Source organism: Phaeobacter sp. SYSU ZJ3003 (assembly GCF_041300735.1).
In the GTDB taxonomy this organism is placed as follows: Bacteria; Pseudomonadota; Alphaproteobacteria; order Rhodobacterales; family Rhodobacteraceae; genus Phycobacter; species Phycobacter gallaeciensis_A.
Window position 1 is genome coordinate 24,276 of sequence record NZ_PXNU01000016.1, and the last position, 21,258, is coordinate 45,533.

General features: G+C 63.9%; 19 protein-coding genes. 15 read left to right on the forward strand and 4 right to left on the reverse strand.

The genetic code is table 11. The features are described from left to right. The first annotated feature begins 68 nt into the window (after positions 1 to 68). From C6W91_RS07590 to C6W91_RS07600, 3 genes are read left to right on the forward strand one after another with little or no spacing between them, the layout of a single operon-like run. On the forward strand, positions 69 to 1,685 hold the full coding sequence (locus C6W91_RS07590) for an acyl-CoA carboxylase subunit beta (RefSeq protein WP_370570658.1): 1,617 nt from the start codon (positions 69 to 71) through the stop codon (positions 1,683 to 1,685). Positions 1,686 to 1,699: 14 nt separating this feature from the next. Next, entirely contained in the window at positions 1,700 to 3,670 is a 1,971-nt protein-coding gene (locus C6W91_RS07595) for an acetyl-CoA carboxylase biotin carboxylase subunit (RefSeq protein ID WP_370570659.1), read from the forward strand. Further along, positions 3,667 to 4,809 (forward strand): nitronate monooxygenase, encoded by a 1,143-nt coding sequence (locus C6W91_RS07600; protein ID WP_370570660.1) that lies wholly within the window; start codon positions 3,667 to 3,669, stop codon positions 4,807 to 4,809. The genes C6W91_RS07595 and C6W91_RS07600 overlap by 4 nt, the downstream gene beginning before the upstream one ends. Positions 4,810 to 4,827: 18 nt before the next feature. On the opposite strand, the gene C6W91_RS07605 is transcribed toward C6W91_RS07600, so the two are convergent. Then, the gene (locus C6W91_RS07605) at positions 4,828 to 5,364 is read right to left on the reverse strand and encodes an N-acetyltransferase family protein (RefSeq protein ID WP_370570661.1); all 537 of its coding nucleotides are present in this window, start codon (positions 5,362 to 5,364) and stop codon (positions 4,828 to 4,830) included. Between the two features lie 215 nt (positions 5,365 to 5,579). On the opposite strand from C6W91_RS07605, the gene C6W91_RS07610 reads away from it, so the two are divergent. The 3 genes from C6W91_RS07610 to C6W91_RS07620 all read left to right on the forward strand — a co-directional run bounded on the left by C6W91_RS07610 (position 5,580) and on the right by C6W91_RS07620 (position 8,481). Then, on the forward strand, positions 5,580 to 7,220 hold the full coding sequence (locus C6W91_RS07610) for a sulfatase-like hydrolase/transferase (protein ID WP_274831396.1): 1,641 nt from the start codon (positions 5,580 to 5,582) through the stop codon (positions 7,218 to 7,220). Positions 7,221 to 7,420: 200 nt separating this feature from the next. Beyond that, entirely contained in the window at positions 7,421 to 7,735 is a 315-nt protein-coding gene (locus tag C6W91_RS07615) for a DUF2834 domain-containing protein (protein ID WP_274831395.1), read from the forward strand. 95 nt (positions 7,736 to 7,830) lie between these two features. Then, positions 7,831 to 8,481 carry a GntR family transcriptional regulator gene (locus C6W91_RS07620; protein ID WP_065272562.1) on the forward strand — a complete coding sequence of 217 codons (651 nt, stop codon included), beginning with the start codon at positions 7,831 to 7,833 and terminating at the stop codon, positions 8,479 to 8,481. Positions 8,482 to 8,487: 6 nt separating this feature from the next. Here C6W91_RS07620 and C6W91_RS07625 read toward each other — a convergent pair whose 3' ends face one another. Further along, a complete protein-coding gene (locus C6W91_RS07625; RefSeq protein WP_274831394.1) occupies positions 8,488 to 9,195 on the reverse strand; it encodes a type 1 glutamine amidotransferase in 708 nt (235 codons plus the stop codon). Between the two features lie 79 nt (positions 9,196 to 9,274). Between C6W91_RS07625 and C6W91_RS07630 the strand changes: the two genes are divergently transcribed. The 4 genes from C6W91_RS07630 (at position 9,275) to C6W91_RS07645 (ending at position 13,216) form a co-directional block, all read left to right on the forward strand. Then, on the forward strand, positions 9,275 to 10,534 hold the full coding sequence (locus C6W91_RS07630; RefSeq protein WP_065272564.1) for a cytochrome P450: 1,260 nt from the start codon (positions 9,275 to 9,277) through the stop codon (positions 10,532 to 10,534). A gap of 179 nt (positions 10,535 to 10,713) precedes the next feature. Beyond that, positions 10,714 to 12,003, forward strand: a complete 1,290-nt coding sequence (locus tag C6W91_RS07635) for a glutamine synthetase (protein WP_370570662.1) — start codon at positions 10,714 to 10,716, stop codon at positions 12,001 to 12,003. 30 nt (positions 12,004 to 12,033) lie between these two features. Then, complete coding sequence (locus tag C6W91_RS07640; protein ID WP_370570663.1) at positions 12,034 to 12,351, forward strand: 2Fe-2S iron-sulfur cluster-binding protein; 318 nt, start codon at positions 12,034 to 12,036, stop codon at positions 12,349 to 12,351. A 130-nt stretch (positions 12,352 to 12,481) separates the two neighbouring features. Beyond that, a complete protein-coding gene (locus C6W91_RS07645; RefSeq protein ID WP_370570664.1) occupies positions 12,482 to 13,216 on the forward strand; it encodes an FkbM family methyltransferase in 735 nt (244 codons plus the stop codon). A 173-nt stretch (positions 13,217 to 13,389) separates the two neighbouring features. On the opposite strand, the gene C6W91_RS07650 is transcribed toward C6W91_RS07645, so the two are convergent. Beyond that, entirely contained in the window at positions 13,390 to 14,745 is a 1,356-nt protein-coding gene (locus C6W91_RS07650) for an aspartate aminotransferase family protein (protein WP_370570665.1), read from the reverse strand. Between the two features lie 76 nt (positions 14,746 to 14,821). Further along, positions 14,822 to 15,601 carry an IclR family transcriptional regulator gene (locus C6W91_RS07655; protein WP_274827636.1) on the reverse strand — a complete coding sequence of 260 codons (780 nt, stop codon included), beginning with the start codon at positions 15,599 to 15,601 and terminating at the stop codon, positions 14,822 to 14,824. A 181-nt stretch (positions 15,602 to 15,782) separates the two neighbouring features. On the opposite strand from C6W91_RS07655, the gene C6W91_RS07660 reads away from it, so the two are divergent. From C6W91_RS07660 to C6W91_RS07680, 5 genes are all read left to right on the forward strand, one after another. After that, complete coding sequence (locus C6W91_RS07660) at positions 15,783 to 16,727, forward strand: tripartite tricarboxylate transporter substrate binding protein (protein ID WP_370570666.1); 945 nt, start codon at positions 15,783 to 15,785, stop codon at positions 16,725 to 16,727. A 72-nt stretch (positions 16,728 to 16,799) separates the two neighbouring features. Then, a complete protein-coding gene (locus tag C6W91_RS07665; protein WP_370570667.1) occupies positions 16,800 to 17,330 on the forward strand; it encodes a tripartite tricarboxylate transporter TctB family protein in 531 nt (176 codons plus the stop codon). A 24-nt stretch (positions 17,331 to 17,354) separates the two neighbouring features. Next, positions 17,355 to 18,974 (forward strand): tripartite tricarboxylate transporter permease, encoded by a 1,620-nt coding sequence (locus C6W91_RS07670; RefSeq protein WP_274831389.1) that lies wholly within the window; start codon positions 17,355 to 17,357, stop codon positions 18,972 to 18,974. Beyond that, the gene (locus C6W91_RS07675) at positions 18,881 to 20,323 is read left to right on the forward strand and encodes an aldehyde dehydrogenase family protein (protein ID WP_370570669.1); all 1,443 of its coding nucleotides are present in this window, start codon (positions 18,881 to 18,883) and stop codon (positions 20,321 to 20,323) included. The genes C6W91_RS07670 and C6W91_RS07675 overlap by 94 nt, the downstream gene beginning before the upstream one ends. Before the next feature lie 17 nt (positions 20,324 to 20,340). Continuing rightward, a partial coding sequence (locus C6W91_RS07680) for a Tm-1-like ATP-binding domain-containing protein (RefSeq protein ID WP_370570668.1) occupies positions 20,341 to 21,258 on the forward strand: 918 nt, incomplete at its 3' end.

Here is a 21,258-nt window from a genome sequence, read left to right on the forward strand (position 1 = left end):
GGGCGGACGGGCGCTGCCCGGCCTGTTGGTCGGGCGGGACAAGGCAAGATGATAAAGGGAGCCGTGACATGACAGTCTTTCAAAGCCGGATCAGCCCGGCCAGCGATGCCTATCAGACCAACCGCGCCGAGATGCTGGCGCTGGTGGATCGGATGCGCGCATTGGAAGCCCGCGCGGCAGCGAAATCCGATGAGCGCCGCTCGGTCTTTGACAAACGCGGACAGCTGTCTCCGCGTGAGCGGGTCTCGGCACTTCTGGACCCTGGCATGCCCTTTGTCGAGCTTTACAACATGGCGTCCTATCTGGTGGATGACCCGGATCCCGAGACATCGATCCCCGGTGCCTCGATCATCACCGGGATCGGCTATGTCTCGGGCGTGCGCTGCATGGTCTTTGCTGATGACGCGGGGATCAATGCAGGGGCGATGACCGGCAAATCGGTGGACAAGGCGCTGGGCGCGCTTGAGATCGCGCATCGGCAGAAGCTGCCTTTTATCCATCTGGTTGAAAGCGCGGGCGCCGATCTGATGCGCTACACGGTGGAGCTCTGGGCCCATGGCGGCGGCATGTTTGCGGGGCTTGCAAGGCTCTCGGCGGCGGGCATCCCGGTGATCACGGTGCTGCACGGCGCCTCCACCGCTGGCGGCGCATACCAGCCGGGTTTGTCGGACTATGTGATCGGGGTCAAGGGCAACGGCATGGCGATGCTGGCGGGGGCCGCGCTGGTGCAGGCCGCCACCGGAGAGGTCGCCAAGGACGCCGACCTTGGCGGCGCCGAGATGCATGCCGAGGTCACCGGGCTGGTGGAATACCTGGCCGAGGATGACGCCCACGGGATCGAGATTGCCCGCGATGTGGTGGCGGGGCTGGGCTGGCCTTCGGGGGCTGCGCAGGTTCCAGACTATGACGCGCCGCAATACGACCCCGATGAACTGGCGGGCGTTGTGCCGGTCGATTACCGCAAACCCTACGACATGCGCGAGGTCGCGGCGCGGATCGTCGATGGCTCGCGCCTTTTGGATTTCAAACCGGGCTATGGGCCTGCAACCCTGTGTCTGCAGGCGCGCATTATGGGGCAGCCCGTTGGGATCCTCGCCAACAACGGACCCATCGACCCGGACGGCGCCACCAAGGCGACGCATTTCCTGCAGGCGATGGATCAGGCGGGTACGCCGGTTGTCTTTCTGAACAACACCACCGGCTACATGGTCGGCACCGAGTATGAGCGCGGTGGCATGATCAAACACGGCTCCAAGATGATTCAGGCGGTGACGAACCTGCGGGTGCCCAAGATTTCGCTCTATGTGGGGGCAAGTTTCGGGGCCGGGAACTATGGCATGTGCGGCCATGCCTTTGGCGCCGATTTCCTGTTCACCTGGCCCAATGCCATGACCGGCGTGATGGGCGGCGAACAAGCTGCGCTGACCATGGAGCAGGTCGCCCGCCGCACCGCCGCGCGCAAGGGATTTCCGGTGGATGAGGAACGCCTTGCCGCCCAGCGTGCCAAGATCACCGCGCATTTCGACCGGCAATCGGATGCGTTTTACACCTCGGGGCACATGCTCGACATGGGGATGATCGATCCGCGCGACACCCGCCGGGTGATCGGCTTTTGCCTTGCCACCTGCGCCGAAGGGCTGGCGCGCGATCTGCGGCCCAACGCCTTTGGCGTGGCGCGGGCATGACGGGGGAGACGGACATGACACAGATCACATCACTCCTTGTGGCCAACCGGGGCGAGATCGCCCTGCGCATCATGAAAACCGCCCGCGCCATGGGCATCACCTGCATCGCGGTCCACACCGAAGCGGACGCCGCCAGCCCGCATGTGGCTTTTGCCGACCGCGCCATCTGCATTGGCGCAGGGCCAGTGGGCGACAGCTATCTTGCGGCGGAAAAACTGATCGCGGCGGCGCGGGAGGCGGGTGCGGATGCGGTGCATCCGGGCTATGGCTTCCTGTCGGAAAGCGCCGAATTCGCAAGCGCCTGCACAGGGGCGGGCCTCATCTTCATCGGCCCCGGTGCCGAGGCGATTGCGCTGATGGGCAACAAGGCCGCCGCCAAGCGCCGCATGATCGCGGCGGGGGTTCCTTGTGTGCCGGGATACGAGGGCGAGGATCAGTCGGCGGATGTCTTGGCGGCAGAGGCCGCGCGCATCGGCTATCCGGTGATGATCAAGGCGGCAGCCGGGGGCGGCGGGCGCGGCATGCGTCTGGTGGAGGCGCCAGCGGAGTTTGCAGGCGCATTGGGGCTCGCGCAAAGCGAGGCTTTGTCCGCCTTCGGATCAGACGAGGTGATCCTGGAAAAGGCGGTGATCCGCCCGCGCCACGTGGAAATACAGGTCTTTGCCGACAGGGATGGCAACACGATCCATCTGGGCGAACGCGACTGTTCCGTGCAGCGCCGCCATCAAAAGGTGGTGGAGGAAGCGCCAAGCCCCGCTCTGGATGAAGACTTGCGCGCCCGCATGGGCGCCGCCGCCGTGGAGGCCGCCCGCGCCATTGGCTATGTCGGCGCCGGCACGGTGGAGTTCCTGCTGGATGACAGCGGTGCCTTCTACTTCCTTGAGATGAACACGCGTCTGCAGGTGGAGCACCCGGTGACGGAAATGGTCACCGGTCTGGACCTGGTGGCGCTGCAGATCCGCGTGGCGGCGGGGCAGCCCCTTGGGGTGGCGCAAGAGGATGTGACCCTGACCGGCCATGCCATCGAGGTGCGCCTTTATGCCGAGGACTCCGCGCAGGACTTCCTGCCGCAGGCAGGGCGCATTGCCCTCTGGCAGGCGCCGACGGGCGCGGGCATTCGCGTCGATGCGGGGATTGTCAGCGGGCAGGAGGTCTCTCCTTATTACGATCCGATGCTGGCGAAACTGATCGCCCATGGCGCGACCCGGGCAGAGGCTCTGGAGCGGCTCATCGGCGCCCTGAAGGATCTCGCCCTCTTCGGCCCCGCCAGCAACCGCGATTTCCTGCTCAGGGTGCTGAACCATCCCGAGTTCGCCGAGGGGAAGGCCACCACCGGTTTCATTGCAGATCATCTGCCTGAGGATCTGACCGCACCGCTTGGTTCGGCAGAGGTCGCTCTGGCGGCGGCGCTGATCTATCGCAGTGATCAGGCGGCGATGGCCAAGACCAGTGGCGTTGCGCCCGAGCTTCTTGGCTGGTCCGCGCAAGGGGCTTTGCAAGCGCGGCTGAAGATCGCTGCCGGTGAGGCGGTCCATGATCTGAGGCTCAGCGAGATGGGCGGTGTCTTGACCGTCGCAGGGGGGGAGTGGTCGCATCAAGTGACCGGGCTGGACAGCGCGCTGCGCGTGGATGGCACCCGCGCGGATCTGCGGCACACTCATATGGAGGGCGATTGTCTTTTCCTGGCGACGGGCGCGCGCATTTTCGAGGTCACGCGCATCCGCGCCGGGGCCAGCGCGGCAGCGGGAGGGGCCAGTGGCCAGATCACCGCTCCGATGCATGGCGCGCTCTTGGAGGTCTGCGTCGCGGTGGGCGACAGTGTCACGCCGGGCAGCCGCCTCGCGGTGCTGGAGGCGATGAAGATGCAGCATGAAATCCTTGCCCCCGCTGCAGGCGTGGTGACCGAGGTTCCGGTCGCCGCAGGCACGCAGGTCAAGGCAGGCGATCTATTGGTTTCCATCGACGTGGAGGGCGGTGCGGCATGAATTCGGATCTTTGCAAACGGCTTGGCATCGAATTCCCGCTCTTTGCCTTTTCCCATTGCCGCGATGTGGTGGCCGCCGTCACCAATGCGGGCGGCATGGGCGTCTTTGGCGCCGCGATGATGAGCCCCGAGCAGCTTGAAGAGGAACTGAGCTGGATCGACGATCACGTGGACGGGCGACCCTATGGCGTCGATCTGATCGTGCCCAATAAGTTCGAAGCCAAGGGGCAGGACATCCCGGACGAACAGATCCTTGCCATGCTGCCCGAAGGCCACAAGGAATTTGCCGCCTCGGTGCTGCGCGACAAGGGTCTTGATCCCGGTGATCTGGATGCGCGGCGGCAGGAGATGCTGGTCTTTCGCGACAATATCAGCGCGGACGGGGCAAGGCGCAGTCTGGAGGTGGCATTCCGCCACCCGATCGCCCTGATTGCCAATGCGCTGGGCGTGCCGCCTGCCGATATGCTGGAGATGGGCAAGGCACAGGGCGTCGCCGTGGCGGCGCTGGTTGGCACGGCGCAGCACGCCCGCGCGCAGGTCGCGGCCGGGGTGGATATTATCGTCGCCGCAGGCGGAGAGGCTGGCGGGCACACGGGCGAGATTTCCACCATGGTGCTGGTGCCCGAGGTGGTTCAGTCCATCGCCGATATGGGCGCTGATGTGCCCGTGCTGGCGGCGGGCGGCATCGCCAGCGGCGCGCAGATGGCGGGCGCCATGGCGATGGGGGCGGCGGGGGCCTGGTGCGGTTCTGTCTGGCTGACAACCGCCGAGGCAGAAACCAACCCGGTGGTGAAGGAAAAGATGCTGGCGGCCAGCAGCGCCGATACGGTGCGGGCGCGGTCGCGCACCGGCAAGCCCTCGCGCCAGCTGGTCAGCGGCTGGACCGAGGCCTGGGAAGGCAAAGGCGCGCCCAAACCGCTGCCGATGCCCTTGCAGACGCTGGTATCTGAACCGGCGCTGGCGCGGATCGACCAGCTGAGCCAGACAGGCGATGCAGGCGCGCAGGAGCTGGCCACCTATTGGGTCGGGCAGGGCGTTGGTCTGATGACGCAGGCCATGTCGGCGGGCGCGGTGGTGCAGGCCTTCAAGGAGGATTTCCTGCGTGGCTATGAGCGACTGCAAGCGGCGCTGGAAGGGTGAGGCAAGGCGCTGGAGCGGTCAGTCGCCGGTGTAGTGCAGTACCGTGTTGGGATAGCCGGTGTCGTCGATCTCAAAGACGGTTTCGCCAACCGAGGCAAATTCCTGACGGTGATAAAACCCGATGGCGGGAGTGTTTTTGGAGTTCGTCGCCAGCCACGGCGCGCCCAATCCCTTGGCGCGGCAATGGTCCAGTCCAGCCCGTAACAGCGCCTGTCCAATGCCTCGCCCGTGGTGGCGCGGCTGCACGTAAAGGGTTGTGATCTCGGTTTTTGTGCCGCCGACTGGTGAGGGGCGATCTTCGGTGATCCGGATATAACCATCGATCCCGACCCGGTTCTGCGACACGATCAGCGTCTCACCCGGGTCCTGAAGTAGCGCGGCGAAATGGGCGGGGGTAAAGGCCTCCAGCACAAAGGCGGCAAAGGTGTCATTGACGCCTTCGCGCAGGTAGGTGCCGGTCCAGACCTCGATCGACAGCGCCGCCAGTGCGGCGCAATCGGTGGTTTTTGCCGGGCGCAGCTGTAAGGGGCGTTCGGTTTGAGGCTCGGTGGTCATGGGGTCTTTCCGGTTTCTGTCTGCGCATCCGTTGCGCCACAACAGGGATCACATCCCGGCAGCGGTGGAAATGGCACGCCTGCATTTCGCGCTGCGGTGGCGGCGCGGCGGCAACAGGCCGGGCGCGCTGTTCTCTGGCTTTTGCGGCTGGCCTTCTTGCTTCACCTGTTTAATAGTTTGCGGACAAATCGCGGAGCAACGGGAGGGGAGCGCCGATGAATATTCTCTACATCATGTTTGACCAGCTGAGGTTCGATTACCTCAGCTGTGCGGGGCACCCTCATCTGCAGACGCCGCATATCGATGCGCTGGCAGCAAAGGGCGTGCGCTTTACCCGCGCCTATGTGCAGTCGCCGACCTGCGGCTCGTCGCGGATGTCCAGCTATACCGGGCGCTATCCTTCCAGCCACGGGGTGCAGTTCAACGGCTATCCCCTGCGGGTTGGGGAATGGACCATGGGCGATCACCTGCGCCGCGCCGGGATGGGCTGCCATCTGATCGGCAAGACCCATATGGTGGCCGATGCCGACGGGATGGAGCGTCTGGGGCTGGCGCCCGACAGTGTGATCGGGGTACGGCAAAGCGAATGCGGCTTTGATCCATTCATTCGCGACGACGGGCTTTGGGCCGAGGGGCCGGACGGGTTCTACGATGGCAAGCGCAGCCCGTATAACGAATACCTGAAATCCAAGGGCTATCCTGGCGAAAACCCATGGAACGACTTTGCCAATGCCGGGGTCGAGGGTAATGACGTCGCCTCGGGGTGGTTCATGGTCAATGCCGACAAGCCTGCCAATATCGCCGAGGAGGACAGCGAAACCCCCTGGCTGACCACCCAGGCGATGGAGTTCATCACGCAGGCCGAGGCGAAGGGCGATCAGCCCTGGTGCGCGCATCTGAGTTATATCAAGCCACATTGGCCCTATATCGTTCCGGCGCCCTATCACGACATGTACGGCCCCGAACACGTGCTACCCGCCGTGCGTTCGGAAGCGGAGCGGGAAGATCCGCACCCAGTCTTTGGCGGCATGATGAACAACCGGATCGGCAAGACATTTTCGCGCGATGAAGTGCGCGAGCGGGTGATCCCCGCCTACATGGGGCTGATCAAGCAGGCCGACGATCAGATGGGCCGGCTGTTCGCCTGGCTGGAAGAGACCGGGCGGATGAAGGACACGATGATCGTGGTGACCTCGGACCATGGCGATTATCTGGGCGATCACTGGATGGGCGAGAAGAACCTGTTCCACGAACCGTCGATCAAGGTGCCGCTGATCATCTACGATCCGCGCGCCGAGGCCGATGCCACCCGGGGCACTACCTGTGATGAGCTGGTGGAGGCGATCGACCTGTTGCCCACCTTCCTTGAGGTCGCGGGCGGCGCTCCGGCGCCGCATATCCTGGAGGGGCGCTCACTGATGCCGCTGCTGCGCGGGGAGAAGACCGAGTGGCGCGATCATGCGGTGGCCGAATTCGATTACGCCACCAATCCGATCTGCGAAACGCTGGGGCTGGCGCCCAAGGATGCGCGGCTGTTCATGGTTGTGGACCGGCGCTGGAAGTTCATGCATGCCGAAGGCGGCCTGCGCCCGATGCTGTTCGATCTGGAAACCGACCCGGACGAGCTGGTGGATCTGGGCGCCAGCGCCGAGCATGCCGAGGTGATCGACCTGATGTACGACCGGTTGCTGGCCTGGGGGCTGCGCATGTCTCAGCGCATTACCCTGTCGGATGAACAGATTGCCGCCCGCCGTGGCAAGGCGCCGCGCAAGGGCATCCTGCTGGGCGTCTATGAACCGGATGAGCTGGCGCCCGAGCTGACAGCGAAATACAGGGGCGCTGTTCCGTCAGAGTAAAACAGCGAATTCGGGGAGGCTCCCGCCCGGCCGGGTCCTTTTGAAAAGGACGCAGGCCCGTTGGGCCGGGCGCCGCGCAGGGCGCGGCGCTGCACCGTGCAAAGCACGTTGCCATGCCCAAGGCCGCCAGGGACGACCCGGCCCCGCCGGTGGTCCTGCGGGCGCGTGAGCCTTTCGCCCCCTTCGTGAGGAGAGATCGGATGCGCACATTCTATGCCGTTTCAGCCATCATCGGCACGTTGGTGCCCTGGCTGTTCTTCGGCTCCTTCTTTGCCCTCAACGGGATTGATATCCCGGCCTTTCTGCGTGGGCTGTTTGCCAATGGCGCGGCGGCAGGGTTCTCTACCGATGTTCTGCTGTCGATTTTGGTTTTCTGGGTATGGAGCTGGAGGGACGCCCGCGATCTGGGCCTGCGCCGCTGGTGGTTGGTTCTACCTGCAGGCTGCACCGTTGGCCTATCCCTAGCGCTGCCGCTGTATCTCTGGATGCGCGAAGGGCGGATGGGCGCCGCCTGATCTTGTCAGGCTGCCGGGGCCGGGCGCCGTTGCCTCTGGCCGGGGGGCACCCTATCCTGCGTCAAAAGCCAAAGAGGCGGGAGAACGGAACAGGCATGGCCGGGCAGAGCGAGCAGCTACTCAACGCGATCCTCAGCGATATCGACGCCGGGCGGCTGAGCCCGGGCGATGTGCTGGACGAAGCCGGTCTTGTGGCCCGCCACAACGTCTCGCGCACGCCAGTGCGGGAGGTGCTGATCCAGCTGGAAACCGCCGGGCTGATCCGCCGTCTGCCGAGGAAGGGTGCGGTGTTGTTCAAACCAACGCTGGAGGAATTCCTCGCCATCCTCGAAGTGCACGCCAAGCTGGAAGGACAGGCCGCGGGCCTTGCCGCGCGCCGCATGACCAAGGCTCAAGCCGCGGAACTGGAGCGTATTGTTTCTGCCTGCGAGGCGCACGCGGCCGAGAAGGGCGACGGCGATCCCGATGGCTACTATCAGCTGAACCTGCGCTTTCACGAGGTGATCGCGCTCGGCTCGGGCAATCCCTTCCTTGTGGAGATGATCAAAACGAACGCGCGCAAACTGATGGCCTATTACCGGGCGCGCTACCGCTATCCCGGTTCCATCGCGCAATCGGCCAAGGACCACCGCAGGCTGGCCGGGTTGATTGAGGCGCATGACAGCGCAGCAGCGGAGGCCGAGATGGCCGCCCATGTTCAGTTCGATCAGGTCACTGTGATGGATCTCTTGGCGGCGCTGGGTTGAGCTGCCTCAGCCGATGCCCTGCTCGAAGAACCGTGCCAGCGCCTCGGCGAAGCGGGACTGATCGGAGGTCTCGGCAAGGCTTGCCACAGCCTGCGCATGCACATCTTCCGGCAGCATCCCTTTCATTTCCTCGGTCAGGGCGGTGATGAAGCCATGGCTCATTTCCGGGTGATGCTGGGTGGTCCAGATGTGGCGGCCGATGGTGAACCCCGCGATCATGCCGTTGCTGGTGGCTGTCTGCACCGCGCCCTGCGGCAGGGCGCAGACGCATTCCTTGTGAGATCCATAAAGGCGCAGGGGATCGGGCAGCTCCCGCGCCCAGGGCGGGGTGTCCTGCAAGGTGTTGAGCGTCAGCCCCTGCACCCAGCCGCAAGGGTTGCTACCAAGAGCACCGCCAAGGGCCTGCGCCACGGCCTGGTGGCCAAAACAGGCACCAAAGAGGGGCTGCTTGCGGGCGTTCATGTCCCGGATCAGATCCATCAGCGGCGGGGTCCAGGGCAGATCATCACGGACCGAGGCCGGACTGCCGGTGATCATCGCACCGTCAAAATCCGCGATGTCCTTGGGGAAGACGCCATCCTTTACCGAAAAGACCGAAACGTCCCAGCCGGGGCGGGCCATATGGATGAGGTCCGCGAACTTCTCACCATCCTTGGGGTGGTGCGCGGCAAAGTCGCTCTCGTCCGTGTTGGTCATCAGAATGGCCAAGTGCATGATATGCCTCGCAAGATTTTCGTTTACATATTTATGAGGTCTAATAATATACACAAAGCAACCATTCGGGAAGCCCCTCATGACGATCTGGACACCGCAGGACGACGGCTTTGCCGATCTCAGCAGCCACGACACCTTTGCCAATGGCGCGCCGCATAACACCTTTGCCCGGCTGCGCCGCGACGACCCCCTGCACTGGACGGAATATGCGGGCGGTGAAAACTACTGGTCCGTCACCCGCTATGAGGACATCACCGCGATGAACAAGAACACCGAGGTGTTTTCCTCGGCGCGCGGCATTCGGATGGAGGATCAGTCCTACGAGGAATACCTCGCCCGGCGCACCTTTCAGGAGACCGACCCGCCGGAGCATTCCAAGGTGCGCATGAAGCTGATCAAGGCCTTCTCCAAGACCACCATGGCGCAATACGAGGAGGATATTCGCACGCTGTGTGCCGAGATCCTGGATCAGGCGCTGGCGAAGGGCACCTTCGACGCCACCAAGGAAATTGCCCGGCAATTGCCGATGCGGATGCTGGGGCGCGTCGTGGGCCTGCCGGAGGAAGACCTGCCCTGGCTGGTGGAAAAGGGTGATGCGCTGATTGCCAATACGGACCCGGATTTCACCACGCATGTGCTCGACAAGATGGACACGGATGAATTCCGCATGATGCCCTTCAACTCCCCCGCCGGGGCAGAGCTTTATGTCTATGCCAAGGAGCTGATGGAGGCGAAGGCGAAGAAGGGCGACACCTCTGGCGTTTTGAACCTGATCCTGGAGCCGGCCAAGGATGGATCCACCATCACCGAGACCGAGTTTCGCAACTTCTTCTGCCTGCTTGTTGCAGCGGGCAACGATACCACGCGCTATTCGATTGCGGCTGGCATTCAGGCCATGTGTCATCAACCCGAGCTGCTGGCGCAGATGCAGGCGGGCGGCGCGGTGTGGGACACGGCGGCGGATGAGATCATTCGCTGGGCCACGCCCGCGCTTTACTTCCGCCGCACCGCGACCCGCGACGTTGAGATGCACGGCAAGACGATCCGGGCAGGCGACAAGGTGCTCTACTGGTTCATCTCGGCCAACCGGGACGAAAGCTATTTCGGTGATCCCTTCCGCGTCGACCTGATGCGCAGCCCCAACCGGCATGTGTCCTTTGGGCAGTTCGGCCCGCATGTCTGTCTTGGCATGTGGTTGGCCCGGCTGGAGGTCACGGTGCTGTTTCAGGAACTGGCAAAGCGGATTTCGCATATCGAGGCGGCGGGGCCGCATAAATTCCTGCGCTCCAACTTTGTCGGCGGCATCAAGGAATTGCCGGTGCGGGTTAAGGCGGCATAGGCTGGGATAAGCCTTTGGTCCGGGGCAAAGGCCCGGACAGCGGCCGACCTCCCGCACGGGAGGGCGCTTACGCACCCACCCGAGGTCGGCCGCTGTCCTCTGGTGGTTGGGTGAAATGATATGGGCATAACGGCACGCAAAAGATGCCGCAGCCCGTCCAACAGGAAGGACCTTGAGCTATGAAGACCCGCCTGCGCGCGATGTTCTGCGATCACCTCAGCATCATGCGGGGAAAATACCTCCCCAATTCCAAGATCGGTGACGATGCCACGCGGTTCTGCCGCTCGGTCTTTGGCACCCATTACGACAAGGACCTGCTGGATGCGCCCGGCTCCATGGTGAAACAGGGCCTGCCGGATATGGAGCTGAAATGGCTGCACGATGATATCCGCGACAGCTGGCATGCCTCCACCAAGGTGGTGCTTGGTGACCTCTACGACGATGCGGGGGAGCCGCTCTCCCTTTGCCCACGCGGGGCGCTGAAACGGGCAGTGGCGGCCTGGTCCGCCAAGGGGCTGCAGCCCAAGGTCGGGATCGAGCTGGAAGCCTTTGCCCTGCAGGCCGATGAGAACGGCCGCCTGATGCCATACGATGCGCCGGGCGGCGTGGTCTATGGCACCGGCCCTTTTGCTGACCCCTTGCGGTTCAACGACCGGATCTGGGCGATGGCGGATGAGATGGGCTTTAGCCTGGATATGATCACCGCTGAATTCGACAGCCCCCAGTTCGAATACACGCTGACCTTTGATGATGCGGTGAAGGCAGTGGACGATATCGTGCTGTTCCGCCTGATGGCGCGGGAGATCGCGCTGGAATATGGCATCGTGCTGACCTTCATGCCCAAACCCATCGCCGAGGCGGGCGGATCGGGCATGCATATCAACTATTCCTTCGTGGACGAGGCGGGCGGCAATGCTCTGTCCTCCGGCCCACGCGGCGGCCCCGAGCACATGAACGATCTGGCGCGCGGCTGCCTCGCTGGTGTGCTGCACCACCACAAGGGGTTGGCCGGTCTGATTGCACCGACCGCCAACAGCTATATGCGGCTGCAGCCCGGCAGCCTGTCGGGGTACTGGCAGAACTGGGGCGGCGATCACCGCAACGTCACCACGCGGATCAGCTCCGAAGGCGGCGCCAAGGCGCGGCTGGAACACCGGATGGCCGATGCTTCGGCCAATCCCTACACGGCGGTGGCGGCGGTGCTGCAGGCCTCCCTTCTGGGGGTCGAGAAGGGTTACTCCCTGCCACCGATGGAAACCGGCGACGGTTTTGACCGCACCGATGCGCGCGAGGGCACGGCGATCGACCTGAAAGGCGCGGTGACGGATCTGGAGCGCGACACGGTTCTGGCAAAGGCAGTCGGGGAGGAACTGGTGGCAAACCACGTCTTCATGAAACGCAAGGAAGTGCGCAAGACCCGCGATCTGGAAGGCGACGGGATGCGCGATTTATATGTGCATTTTGTCTGATTGCGGCAGGCGGGGCCGAGTGGGGGAGAGATGACAGTGAAAGTGACCTGGAAATTGCCTGATGGCGCAGAGATCACCGGCGCAGCGGAAAACGGGCAGAACCTGATGCAGGCGGCGCTGGCTCATGATGTGCCGGGGATCATCGGTGAATGCGGCGGCACACTCAGCTGCGCCACCTGCCATGTCTATGTGGATCCGGCCTGGTCCGACAAATGCGGCGCGCCCGAGGATTTCGAGGACGCGATGCTGGATATGGCCGAGGAACGGCGCGACAGCTCCCGCCTCAGCTGCCAGATCGAGGCGAGCCCGGATCTGGACGGGCTGGTGCTGATCGTGCCCGAAGAGTAACGCGCCTGGCGAAACAGCGGTGCCCGGCGCGGCTGCTCTTGTTTTTGGTCCGGGCGCTGCGCAGGCTGCGCCAGACCAACAACGGGACGAGGGCAAGCGCGTGGCGGAGACGGGGCAGAGGGCAGACGATTTGGAATTGCAGCCCGATGTCGTGGCGGCCAATTGTCTTGGCGTTCTGGTGCCGCAATCACGCTTCCTCAGTGAAAAGCGCATCGCCCGGATCAACGCGGCCCGCTATGAGGGGCAGGAGATTGCCGGTGCGCTGCATGTGATCGAAAAGGGCGACCGGGTGCTGGAAATCGGGGCCGGGATCGGCGTCGTCGGTGGCGTGATGGCGCGCCACAGTGGGGCAGAGCGTATTCTATCGTTCGAGGCCAACCCGCAGCTGATCCCGGTGGTTCGCGCGCTCCATGCGATGAACGGGCTGGAAGAACGGATCGAGGTGCGCAACGAAGTGCTGGTGACGGCGCCCGATGCGCCGGAGGCGATGGAATTCCATGTGCGCAGCAGCTACCTCGGCTCTTCCCTGCTGAACCCGGAGGGACGCCCGTCGGACCTGGTCCGGGTGCCGACGCGGTCCTTTGCCGAGGTTTGTGCCGAACTGCAGCCCAATGTTCTGATCATGGATATTGAGGGAGGCGAGCTGGAACTGCTGCGCCACATGGATCTATCGGGTTTCCGGGGCGTGGTGCTGGAATTTCACCCCGAGGCCTATGGCATCGGCGGCATGCGGGAATGCAAGAACGTACTGCGGGATGCCGGATTTACCCGCATCGCGGAGAAGTCGACCCGCATCGTCTGGACCTGTCTGCGGATGGAGGCAAAGGTCGAGGGCGATGGGGCTTCTGTAGCGGAAACCACCTGAACTCTCGAAATAAAGTGCTCTGGCTGTACCCCGGTGCCGCGCCGCGTCAGCGGCGCCACCGAGAGGCGCGGGCCCGAAGCGGAGGCTTCGGGACCGCCATGGTATCTGGTGGCCTGTGCCGGGCCAATGGCCCGGCACAGGCGCCCGCGCACGAATGCAGAGCAGAGCGCAGATCAGCTGGCAGCAGCAAGGCCCGCATCAAGGGCCGAAAGGATGGTGCTGACATCGGCGGCCTCCAGGACCAGCGGCGGCGACAGGATGATATTTGGGCCAGAGACCCGCACCATGGCGCCCGATTGATAGGCAACCTCCTGCACCATGCCGATGGTCTTCTTGTCGATCGGGGTCTTGCTGACGTGATCGCCAACCAGTTCCAGCGCGCACATCAGCCCGTGGCCACCACGCACATCACCGATGAGTCCGTATTTGTCCTTCAGCGCCAGAAGACCCTCGTGCAGTTCCGCGCCGCGCGCTGCGGCGTTTTCCGGCACGTTCAGACGCTTGGTCTCCGCAAGGCAGGCGAGCGCCGCCGCCGCGCCCACCGGGTGGCCGGAGTAGGTGTAACCGTGGCCAATGGCCGCCTTGCCGCTCTCGTCGCTCTCAAAGACCTCGGCCACCGCATCGGCGATCATCACCGCGCCAAAGGGGAAATACCCATTGGTGATCGCCTTGGCGGTGCACATCAGGTCGGGCTGCACCCCCCAGTGGCGCGATCCGGTCCAGGATCCCGTGCGGCCGAAGGCGGTGATCACCTCATCCGCGATCAATAGGATACCATGTTTCGAGCAGATCTTGCGCACGCCGGGCATGAAGCTTTCGTGCGGCGGGATGACACCGCCTGCACCGAGGATCGGCTCCATGATGAAGGCGGCGATTGTACCTGCGCCCTGAAAGGCGATCTCATCCTCTAGCGCCTGCAGGCAAAGCTGGGCCAGACGCTCGGGATCACTCTCATTGAAGGGGTTGCGATAGGTATAGGGCGCCGGAATATGGTGGCAGCCGGGCAGAAGCGGCTCGTACTGGGTACGGAAATTGGCATTTCCGTTGACCGAGGCACCGCCCATATGGGTGCCGTGATAGCCCTTCTTGAGGCTGAGGAACTTGGTGCGCCCCTCCTGACCGCGGATCTTGTGGTACTGGCGCGCCAGCCGCAGGGCGGTTTCCACCGAATCCGAGCCGCCCGAGGTGAAGAACGCGCGGCTTAGGCCGTCGGGGGCAAAGAAATCCTTCAGCTCTTCGGCCAGTTGGATCACCTGATCATTGGTGGTGCCCCGGAAGGTGGAATAATAGGGTAGGACATCCAGCTGCGCGGCGATGGCATTCTTCACCGGCTGGCAGGAGAACCCGAGGTTCACGTTCCAGAGGCCCCCGACCGCATCCACGACCTCGTGCCCGTCAACATCGGTGATCGAAACGCCCCGGGCGCCGGTCACGATGGTGGGGGGATTGGCAAGGCTGTCGGCCGGATGCGCCATCGGGTGCCAGAGTGATTTGGCGTTATGTTCTTTGAGGAAATTGGAATCTTTCATGGAACGAGCTCCTGATTGCGGGGCCATCCGGCGGCGCCGGTGGGGGAAAGGCGGAAAAACGGGATCATATGCGGCATCATGCGGCGGCCTCTTGCGGGTAGTCGGCCGGGGCGGCGCCGCCGATACGATGGGTCAGGGTCTGACCGGCGCGGTGCAGGGCGGCGGGGATCAGAACGGCTTGTTCCGGCGTCATGCGGGACACCGGCGCGGCCACGGCAAGGGCGCCGATCACCTGACGGTCGGCGCCAAAGACCGGCACCGCATGGGAATGTACTTCGGCTTCGAAGCCGCCGACGGATTGCGCCATGCCGCTGCGGCGGACCTCTTCCAGCTGGCGGCGGATCGCCTCCGGGTCGGTCACGGTGGCGGCGGTGTGGCTGTGCAGCGGCCCGGACAGAACCGCATCGACGAACTCGGGATCGGCATAGGCCAGAACGGCCAGGCCGGAGGCGGTGCCGTGATAGGTCAGAACCTCGGCATCCTCCATCATCACCCGGGCGGCGTGGCGCGGCGAATAGGCGTGGCTAAGTGAGTTGAGCTGGGTGCCCTGCACCAGCGACAGGTGGGTGGTTTCCCCGGTTTCCTCGCTCAGATCCTTCAGCACCCGGCGCGAGACGGACAGGATCGGCACCGCGGCTTCGCGTAGGGCGGCGAGGCGCAGAACCTGCGGACCCAGCCGGTAGGACCGGTCGCCATCGGCCTGTTCGACAAAGCCTGATTCCTGCATTTCGCCCATCAGCCGATAAACAGTCGCCTTGTTCATGCCTGACAGGCGCGTGAGATCGCTGAGGCCGATCTCGGTGCGGCCATGATTGAAATATGTCAGCAATGACAAGGCTTTGGAGACTGTACCCATGTGGTTCGGCGATCCCGTAAATGCTGTGTGATCAGGCAAAGTCCAGGAATTTCCGCCTCTGCCTTTCAAATTTGTTGACAGATAACCGGGGAGGCTGTCAATCTAAATTCAAACCAACGGTTCGAATAATGAACCACCATGACCCAACAGAGTCCAACTGACAGCAACCGGGAGACTTGCAATGAAACTGACCACCATCGTCAAAGGCGCAGCGGCGGCCACCGCCCTTGGCCTCAGCGCCGTTGCGGCGCAGGCCGAGTATCCGGAAAAGCCGGTGAACTTCATCGTGCCTTGGCCTCCGGGCGATCTGGAAGACGTGCTGACCCGGATGATCGCCGAGGATTTCCAGGACGAATACGGCGTCGCGGCGGCGGTGGTGAACAAGCCCGGCGGTGGCGGTGGACCCTTCCCCGGTGCGATCGAGGTCGCCAATGCGCCCGCCGATGGCTACACCATCGGATCCTTCGTGATCGGCGTGCCGGTTGTTGGCCACCAGATCGACATCCCGCCGCTGACCCCGGCCAAGTTCGACCCGCTGGGCATCTTCCTGACCTATCCCTTTGTCATCGCGACCTCGGGCGATGCGCCTTATTCCTCGATGGAGGAACTGGCAGCATACGCCAAGGAAAACGACGTGGCGCTGGGCCATTTCGGGGACGTGCTGACCCCGACCCAAGTGACCAAGGCCTTTGCCAAGAACGCCGGTTTCGAATGGGGCTCTGACGCGGCCTTTGACGCGCTGGATTGCAACACCCTGGCCTCGGGCGATGCGGATGTGATCAACACCACGCTGCAGCTGATCCTGCCCTGCCTTGATGACGTGAAGGTGCTGGTCTCGATCACCGATGAACGCATTCCGCTGGTGCCCGATGCGCCTGCGATCGGTGAGCTGGACGACAGCCTCAACATCGCGCTGTGGAATGGTCTCTTCGTGACCAAGGACACACCGCAGGACGTGCGCGACAAGATCATCGCGGTGGCCGAGAAAACCGTGATGAGCGAACGCGCCCAGAACGTGGCCAAGGAAACCGGCGCGCTGATCTACTGGCAGAACGCCGAGGACAGCGCTGCCCGTGTTGCCGCTGACATCGACACAATGGCGCGGATCGGTTCGATCCTCGAATAACCCATCCTCCCGGATCGGGGCGCCTCGCGGGCGCCCCGGCCCTTGTTTCCTGCGCGACAGAAGTTCCCCTCCATGACGACAGAACGCGAACGCCGTTTCCCCGGACCCCGGCGCGGACAGCTGGTTTTTGCCCTTGGGTTTCTTGGGCTCTCCGTGCTGCTGCTGGTACTGATTGGTGATCAGACCGCTTGGGTGAAAAAGACCAAACTCTTTGCCCAGCCCCGGTTCTGGCCCGGCGTGGCCCTGGGCGGCATGGTTCTGATGGGGGGCTTGCATCTCTACCGGCTGCCCTGGCGGCGCACGACGCGTTTCGACCTGAACGAGGCCCGGCGTTGGGGGCAGGCGGTGGAGTACGTCGCCTGGTTCATGGGCTACGTGCTGCTGGTGCCGCTTGTGGGCTATCTGCCGGTGACACTGGTCTTCGTGCCGCTGCTGACCTGGCGCATGGGCTATCGCAGTCGCCTGATGCTGTGGACCAGCGCTGGTTTCGCCCTTGCCGTGGTGCTGGTGTTCAAGGGGCTGCTATCGGTGAAGATCCCCGGCGCGCTGCTCTATGAATATCTGCCAGGGTCCCTGCGCAGTTTTGCCATCCTCTACCTCTAGGCCTTCAGTTTAACGGGATCCCCGATGGACCTTATTCTTTCTGCAATCGAGATCCTGATGCGCTGGGACGTGGCGCTGGCGCTGCTGGCCGGGTCGGTGGGCGGCGTGCTGATCGGTGCCATCCCCGGCGTCGGTCCGGCGGTTGCGATTGCCATCCTGCTGCCTGCGACATTCTCGATGGATCCCATCGTGGGGCTGACAGTCCTTTTGGGGATCTATGGCTCGTCGATGTACGGCGGTGCCATTCCCGCGATCCTGATCAACACGCCCGGCACGGCGGTCAACGCGCTGACCACCTATGACGGCTACCCGATGACCGCGCGGGGAGAGCCGCGCCGCGCCCTAAGCCTTGCCTATTCCGCCAGTTTCTTTGGCGGCGTTTTCTCGGTCATCTGTCTGATCCTTTTTGCGCCGGTGCTGGCCAAGGTGGCACCCATGTTCGGCAGTCGCGAGATCTTCCTCGCCGCGCTGCTGGGCCTCTTGCTGGTGGTGGTGGCCCATCGCGGGCAGGCGCTAATCGCAGGGGCGTTCGCTTGCTTTGGCATTTTCCTCAACACCATCGGCATGGAGCCGGTGAAATACACCCAGCGATACACCTTCGGGCAGGATTTCCTGGGCGGTGGGATCAACCTGATCGTCGTGGTTCTTGGGCTGTTTGCGATCTCTCAGGCTTTTGTGCTGCTGACGGATGAGGACGAGAAGATCCGCCTCACCCGCTTGCGCGGCGGCATGTTCCAGGGCTTGCGCGAGTTGTCGCGCCATCCCCGTGTGGCGTCAGTCTCTGCCGGGTTTGGCGTCTTGATGGGGATGATTCCCGGCGTCGGCGAATTCACTGCGCAGTTCATGTCCTACACCTATGCGCAGAAGACCTCCAAACGACCGCAGGATTTCGGGCGCGGGTCGTCCGAAGGGCTAATCGCCGCCGAGACCGCAAACAACGCCGTGCCCGCCGCCGCCATGGTGCCGCTCTTGGCGCTGGGTATTCCGGGCGAGGCGCTGACGGCGATGATGCTGAGCGTCTTTTACGTCCATAACGTGGTGCCGGGACCGGGGCTGTTCCAGAACGACATGGATTTCGTGGTGGCGCTCTATCTGGCGCTGTTGATCCTCAACGTCCTGGTGCTGATCTTCCTGCTGTTTGCGACCCGAAGTCTCATTCAGGTCGTGAAGATCCCCAATCGCTTCCTTGGGGTCTGTATCCTGACGCTCAGCTTTGTCGGGGTCTATTCCCTGCGCAACTCTGCCACCGACTGCGTGATGGCGGCGGCATTTGGTCTGGTGGGCTATGTGTTGAAACGCCTGTCGCTGCCCGCGGTGCCGATCATCCTTGGCATGGTTCTGGGCGGCATCATGGAGGTGAAGCTGCGCGCGGCCATGGCGCGGGTCAAAACCCCCTTTGATTTCATCGACCGCCCGGTGGCGTTCATCCTGTTTTCCATCATCATACTGGTCCTTGTGATGCATACCGTCCGCATTCTGCGCGACCGCAAGGAGCTGAAGGAGGCCGAATGGCAGACCAAAACCTCATCAACGAACTTCGGCGGGCTGATGTGGCGCCGCAAAAACTCTTTCTTGAAGGATCGTGGCAAGCAGGTTCGGGCACGCCATGCGAAGTTACTTCGCCGATTGACGGATCTGTTCTGACCACACTCGAAGGCGCGTCAGCGGCGGATGTGGAGCGTGCGGTGGCTGCTGCCCGCGCCGCGTTTGAGGATGGCCGCTGGTCACGTCTGGCGCCTGCTGCTCGCAAGAAGGTGCTGCACAAGATCGCTGATCGGATCGAGGCGGAGGCGCTACCCCTTGCCGTTCTGGGTGTGCGCGACAATGGCACCGAAATGGGCATGGCGCTGAAGGCCGAGCCGGGATCGGCGGCGGGCACCTTCCGTTATTATGCGGAGGCGCTGGACAAGATCGCGGGAGAGGTCGCTCCCACCGCCCCCGATGTGCTGGGGCTGGTGCAGCGCGCGCCGGTGGGCGTCGTCGGCGCCATCGTGCCGTGGAATTTCCCGCTGATGATCGGCGCCTGGAAATTGGCGCCTGCACTGGCAATGGGCAATTCGGTGGTCTTGAAACCCGCCGAGACCGCCTCGCTGTCGCTGCTGCGACTGGCCGAGATCTGCGCCGAATGCGGTCTGCCGGATGGGGTGCTGAACGTGGTCACCGGCGCGGGCGCAGAGACCGGCGCGGCGCTGGCCGAATCCATGGGCGTCGATGTGCTGGCCTTTACCGGATCGGGCGGCACCGGACGCAAGCTGCTGGAGGCCTCGGCGCGCTCCAATCTCAAACGCTGCTATCTGGAGCTGGGCGGTAAATCCCCCAATATCGTCTTTGCCGATGCCCCCGATCTGCGCCACGCGGCAAAAGTTTCGGCGGCGGGGATTTTCCGCAATTCAGGGCAGGTCTGCGTGGCTGGGTCACGCCTTCTGGTCGAAGCCTCTGTGCATGATGAATTCGTCGCCATGCTGATCAACGAGGCCGAGGCGCTGCGGGTGGGAGACCCGCTGGATCTGGGCAATCACATCGGTGCGGTCAATTCCGAGGACCAGCTGCGGCGCAACCTGTCTTTCATGGATATGGCCCGCGCCGAGGGTGGTCAGGTGGTGACCGGCGGCAACCGGATCCTGCAGGAGAGCGGCGGCACCTATATGGCGCCCACCATCGTGACCCACGTTGCACGGGACCATGCCCTGTTCCAGCGCGAGGTCTTCGGACCGGTGCTGTCGGTGACCAAGTTCGAAACCGAGGAACAGGCGCTGGCGCTGGCCAATGGCACCGATTTCGGCCTTGCCGCAGGGGTCTGGACCGCCAACCTGTCCCGTGCCCATCGCATGGTCGCGGGCATCCGCGCGGGGGTGGTCCATGTGAACACCTATGGCGGCGCAGATAATACGGTGCCGCTGGGCGGGGTCGGGCAGTCCGGCAATGGCCACGACAAATCGCTGCACGCGCTCGACAAATACGTCGATCTGAAAACGGCCTGGATCCAGCTTTAACCGGAGGCAATGACAAGATGCCCGATAAAACCATTCTGATCGCCGGGACCTATGACACCAAGGATGCCGAGCTGGTCTACCTGGCGGATGTGATCCGGGGGCAGGGCGGCGGCGTCCTGACCATGGATGTGAGCGTCTTGGGCGATCCGAGCCAGCCCACCGACATCAGCAAGCATCAGGTGGCCGAGGCAGGCGGCAGCTCCATCCAGGCCGCCATCGACAGCGGCGATGAAAACACCGCCATGCAGATCATGGCGAAAGGATCGGCAGCCAAGGCGCTAGAGCTCTATCGTGCCGGTTCCATCGACGGGGTGATCGTACTGGGCGGCACCATGGGCACCGATCTGGCGCTGGACCTCTGTGCGGCGCTGCCGCTGGGGGTGCCGAAATATATCGTCTCCACCGTGTCCTTTTCACCCTTGATGCCGCCGGAGCGTATCCCGGCCGATGTCCAGATGATCCTCTGGGCCGGGGGGCTGTATGGTCTGAACTCGGTCTGCAAAGCTTCGCTGAGCCAGGCGGCGGGCGCGGTTCTGGGCGCGGCCCGTGCGGTGGAGCCGCCAAAGCGGGAGCGGCCACTGATCGGTATGACCTCCTTTGGCAAGACGGTGCTGCGCTATATGGTGACGCTGAAACCGGCGCTTGAGGACCGCGGCTATGAGGTGGCCGTCTTCCACGCCACTGGCATGGGCGGGCGGGCGTTTGAAAGCCTCGCCAGCGAAGGCGCCTTTGCCGCGGTGATGGATTTCGCCCCGCAGGAAGTGACCAACCACCTGTTCGGCGGTCTGTCGGCAGGCGCGGACCGGATGACCAATGCAGGCGCTTCGGGCACCCCGCAGTTGGTGGCGCCGGGCTGTTATGATCTGGTGGATTTTGTCGGCTGGCAAGAGACCCCGCCGCAGCTACAGGGGCGGCCCAGCCATGCCCATAACCGG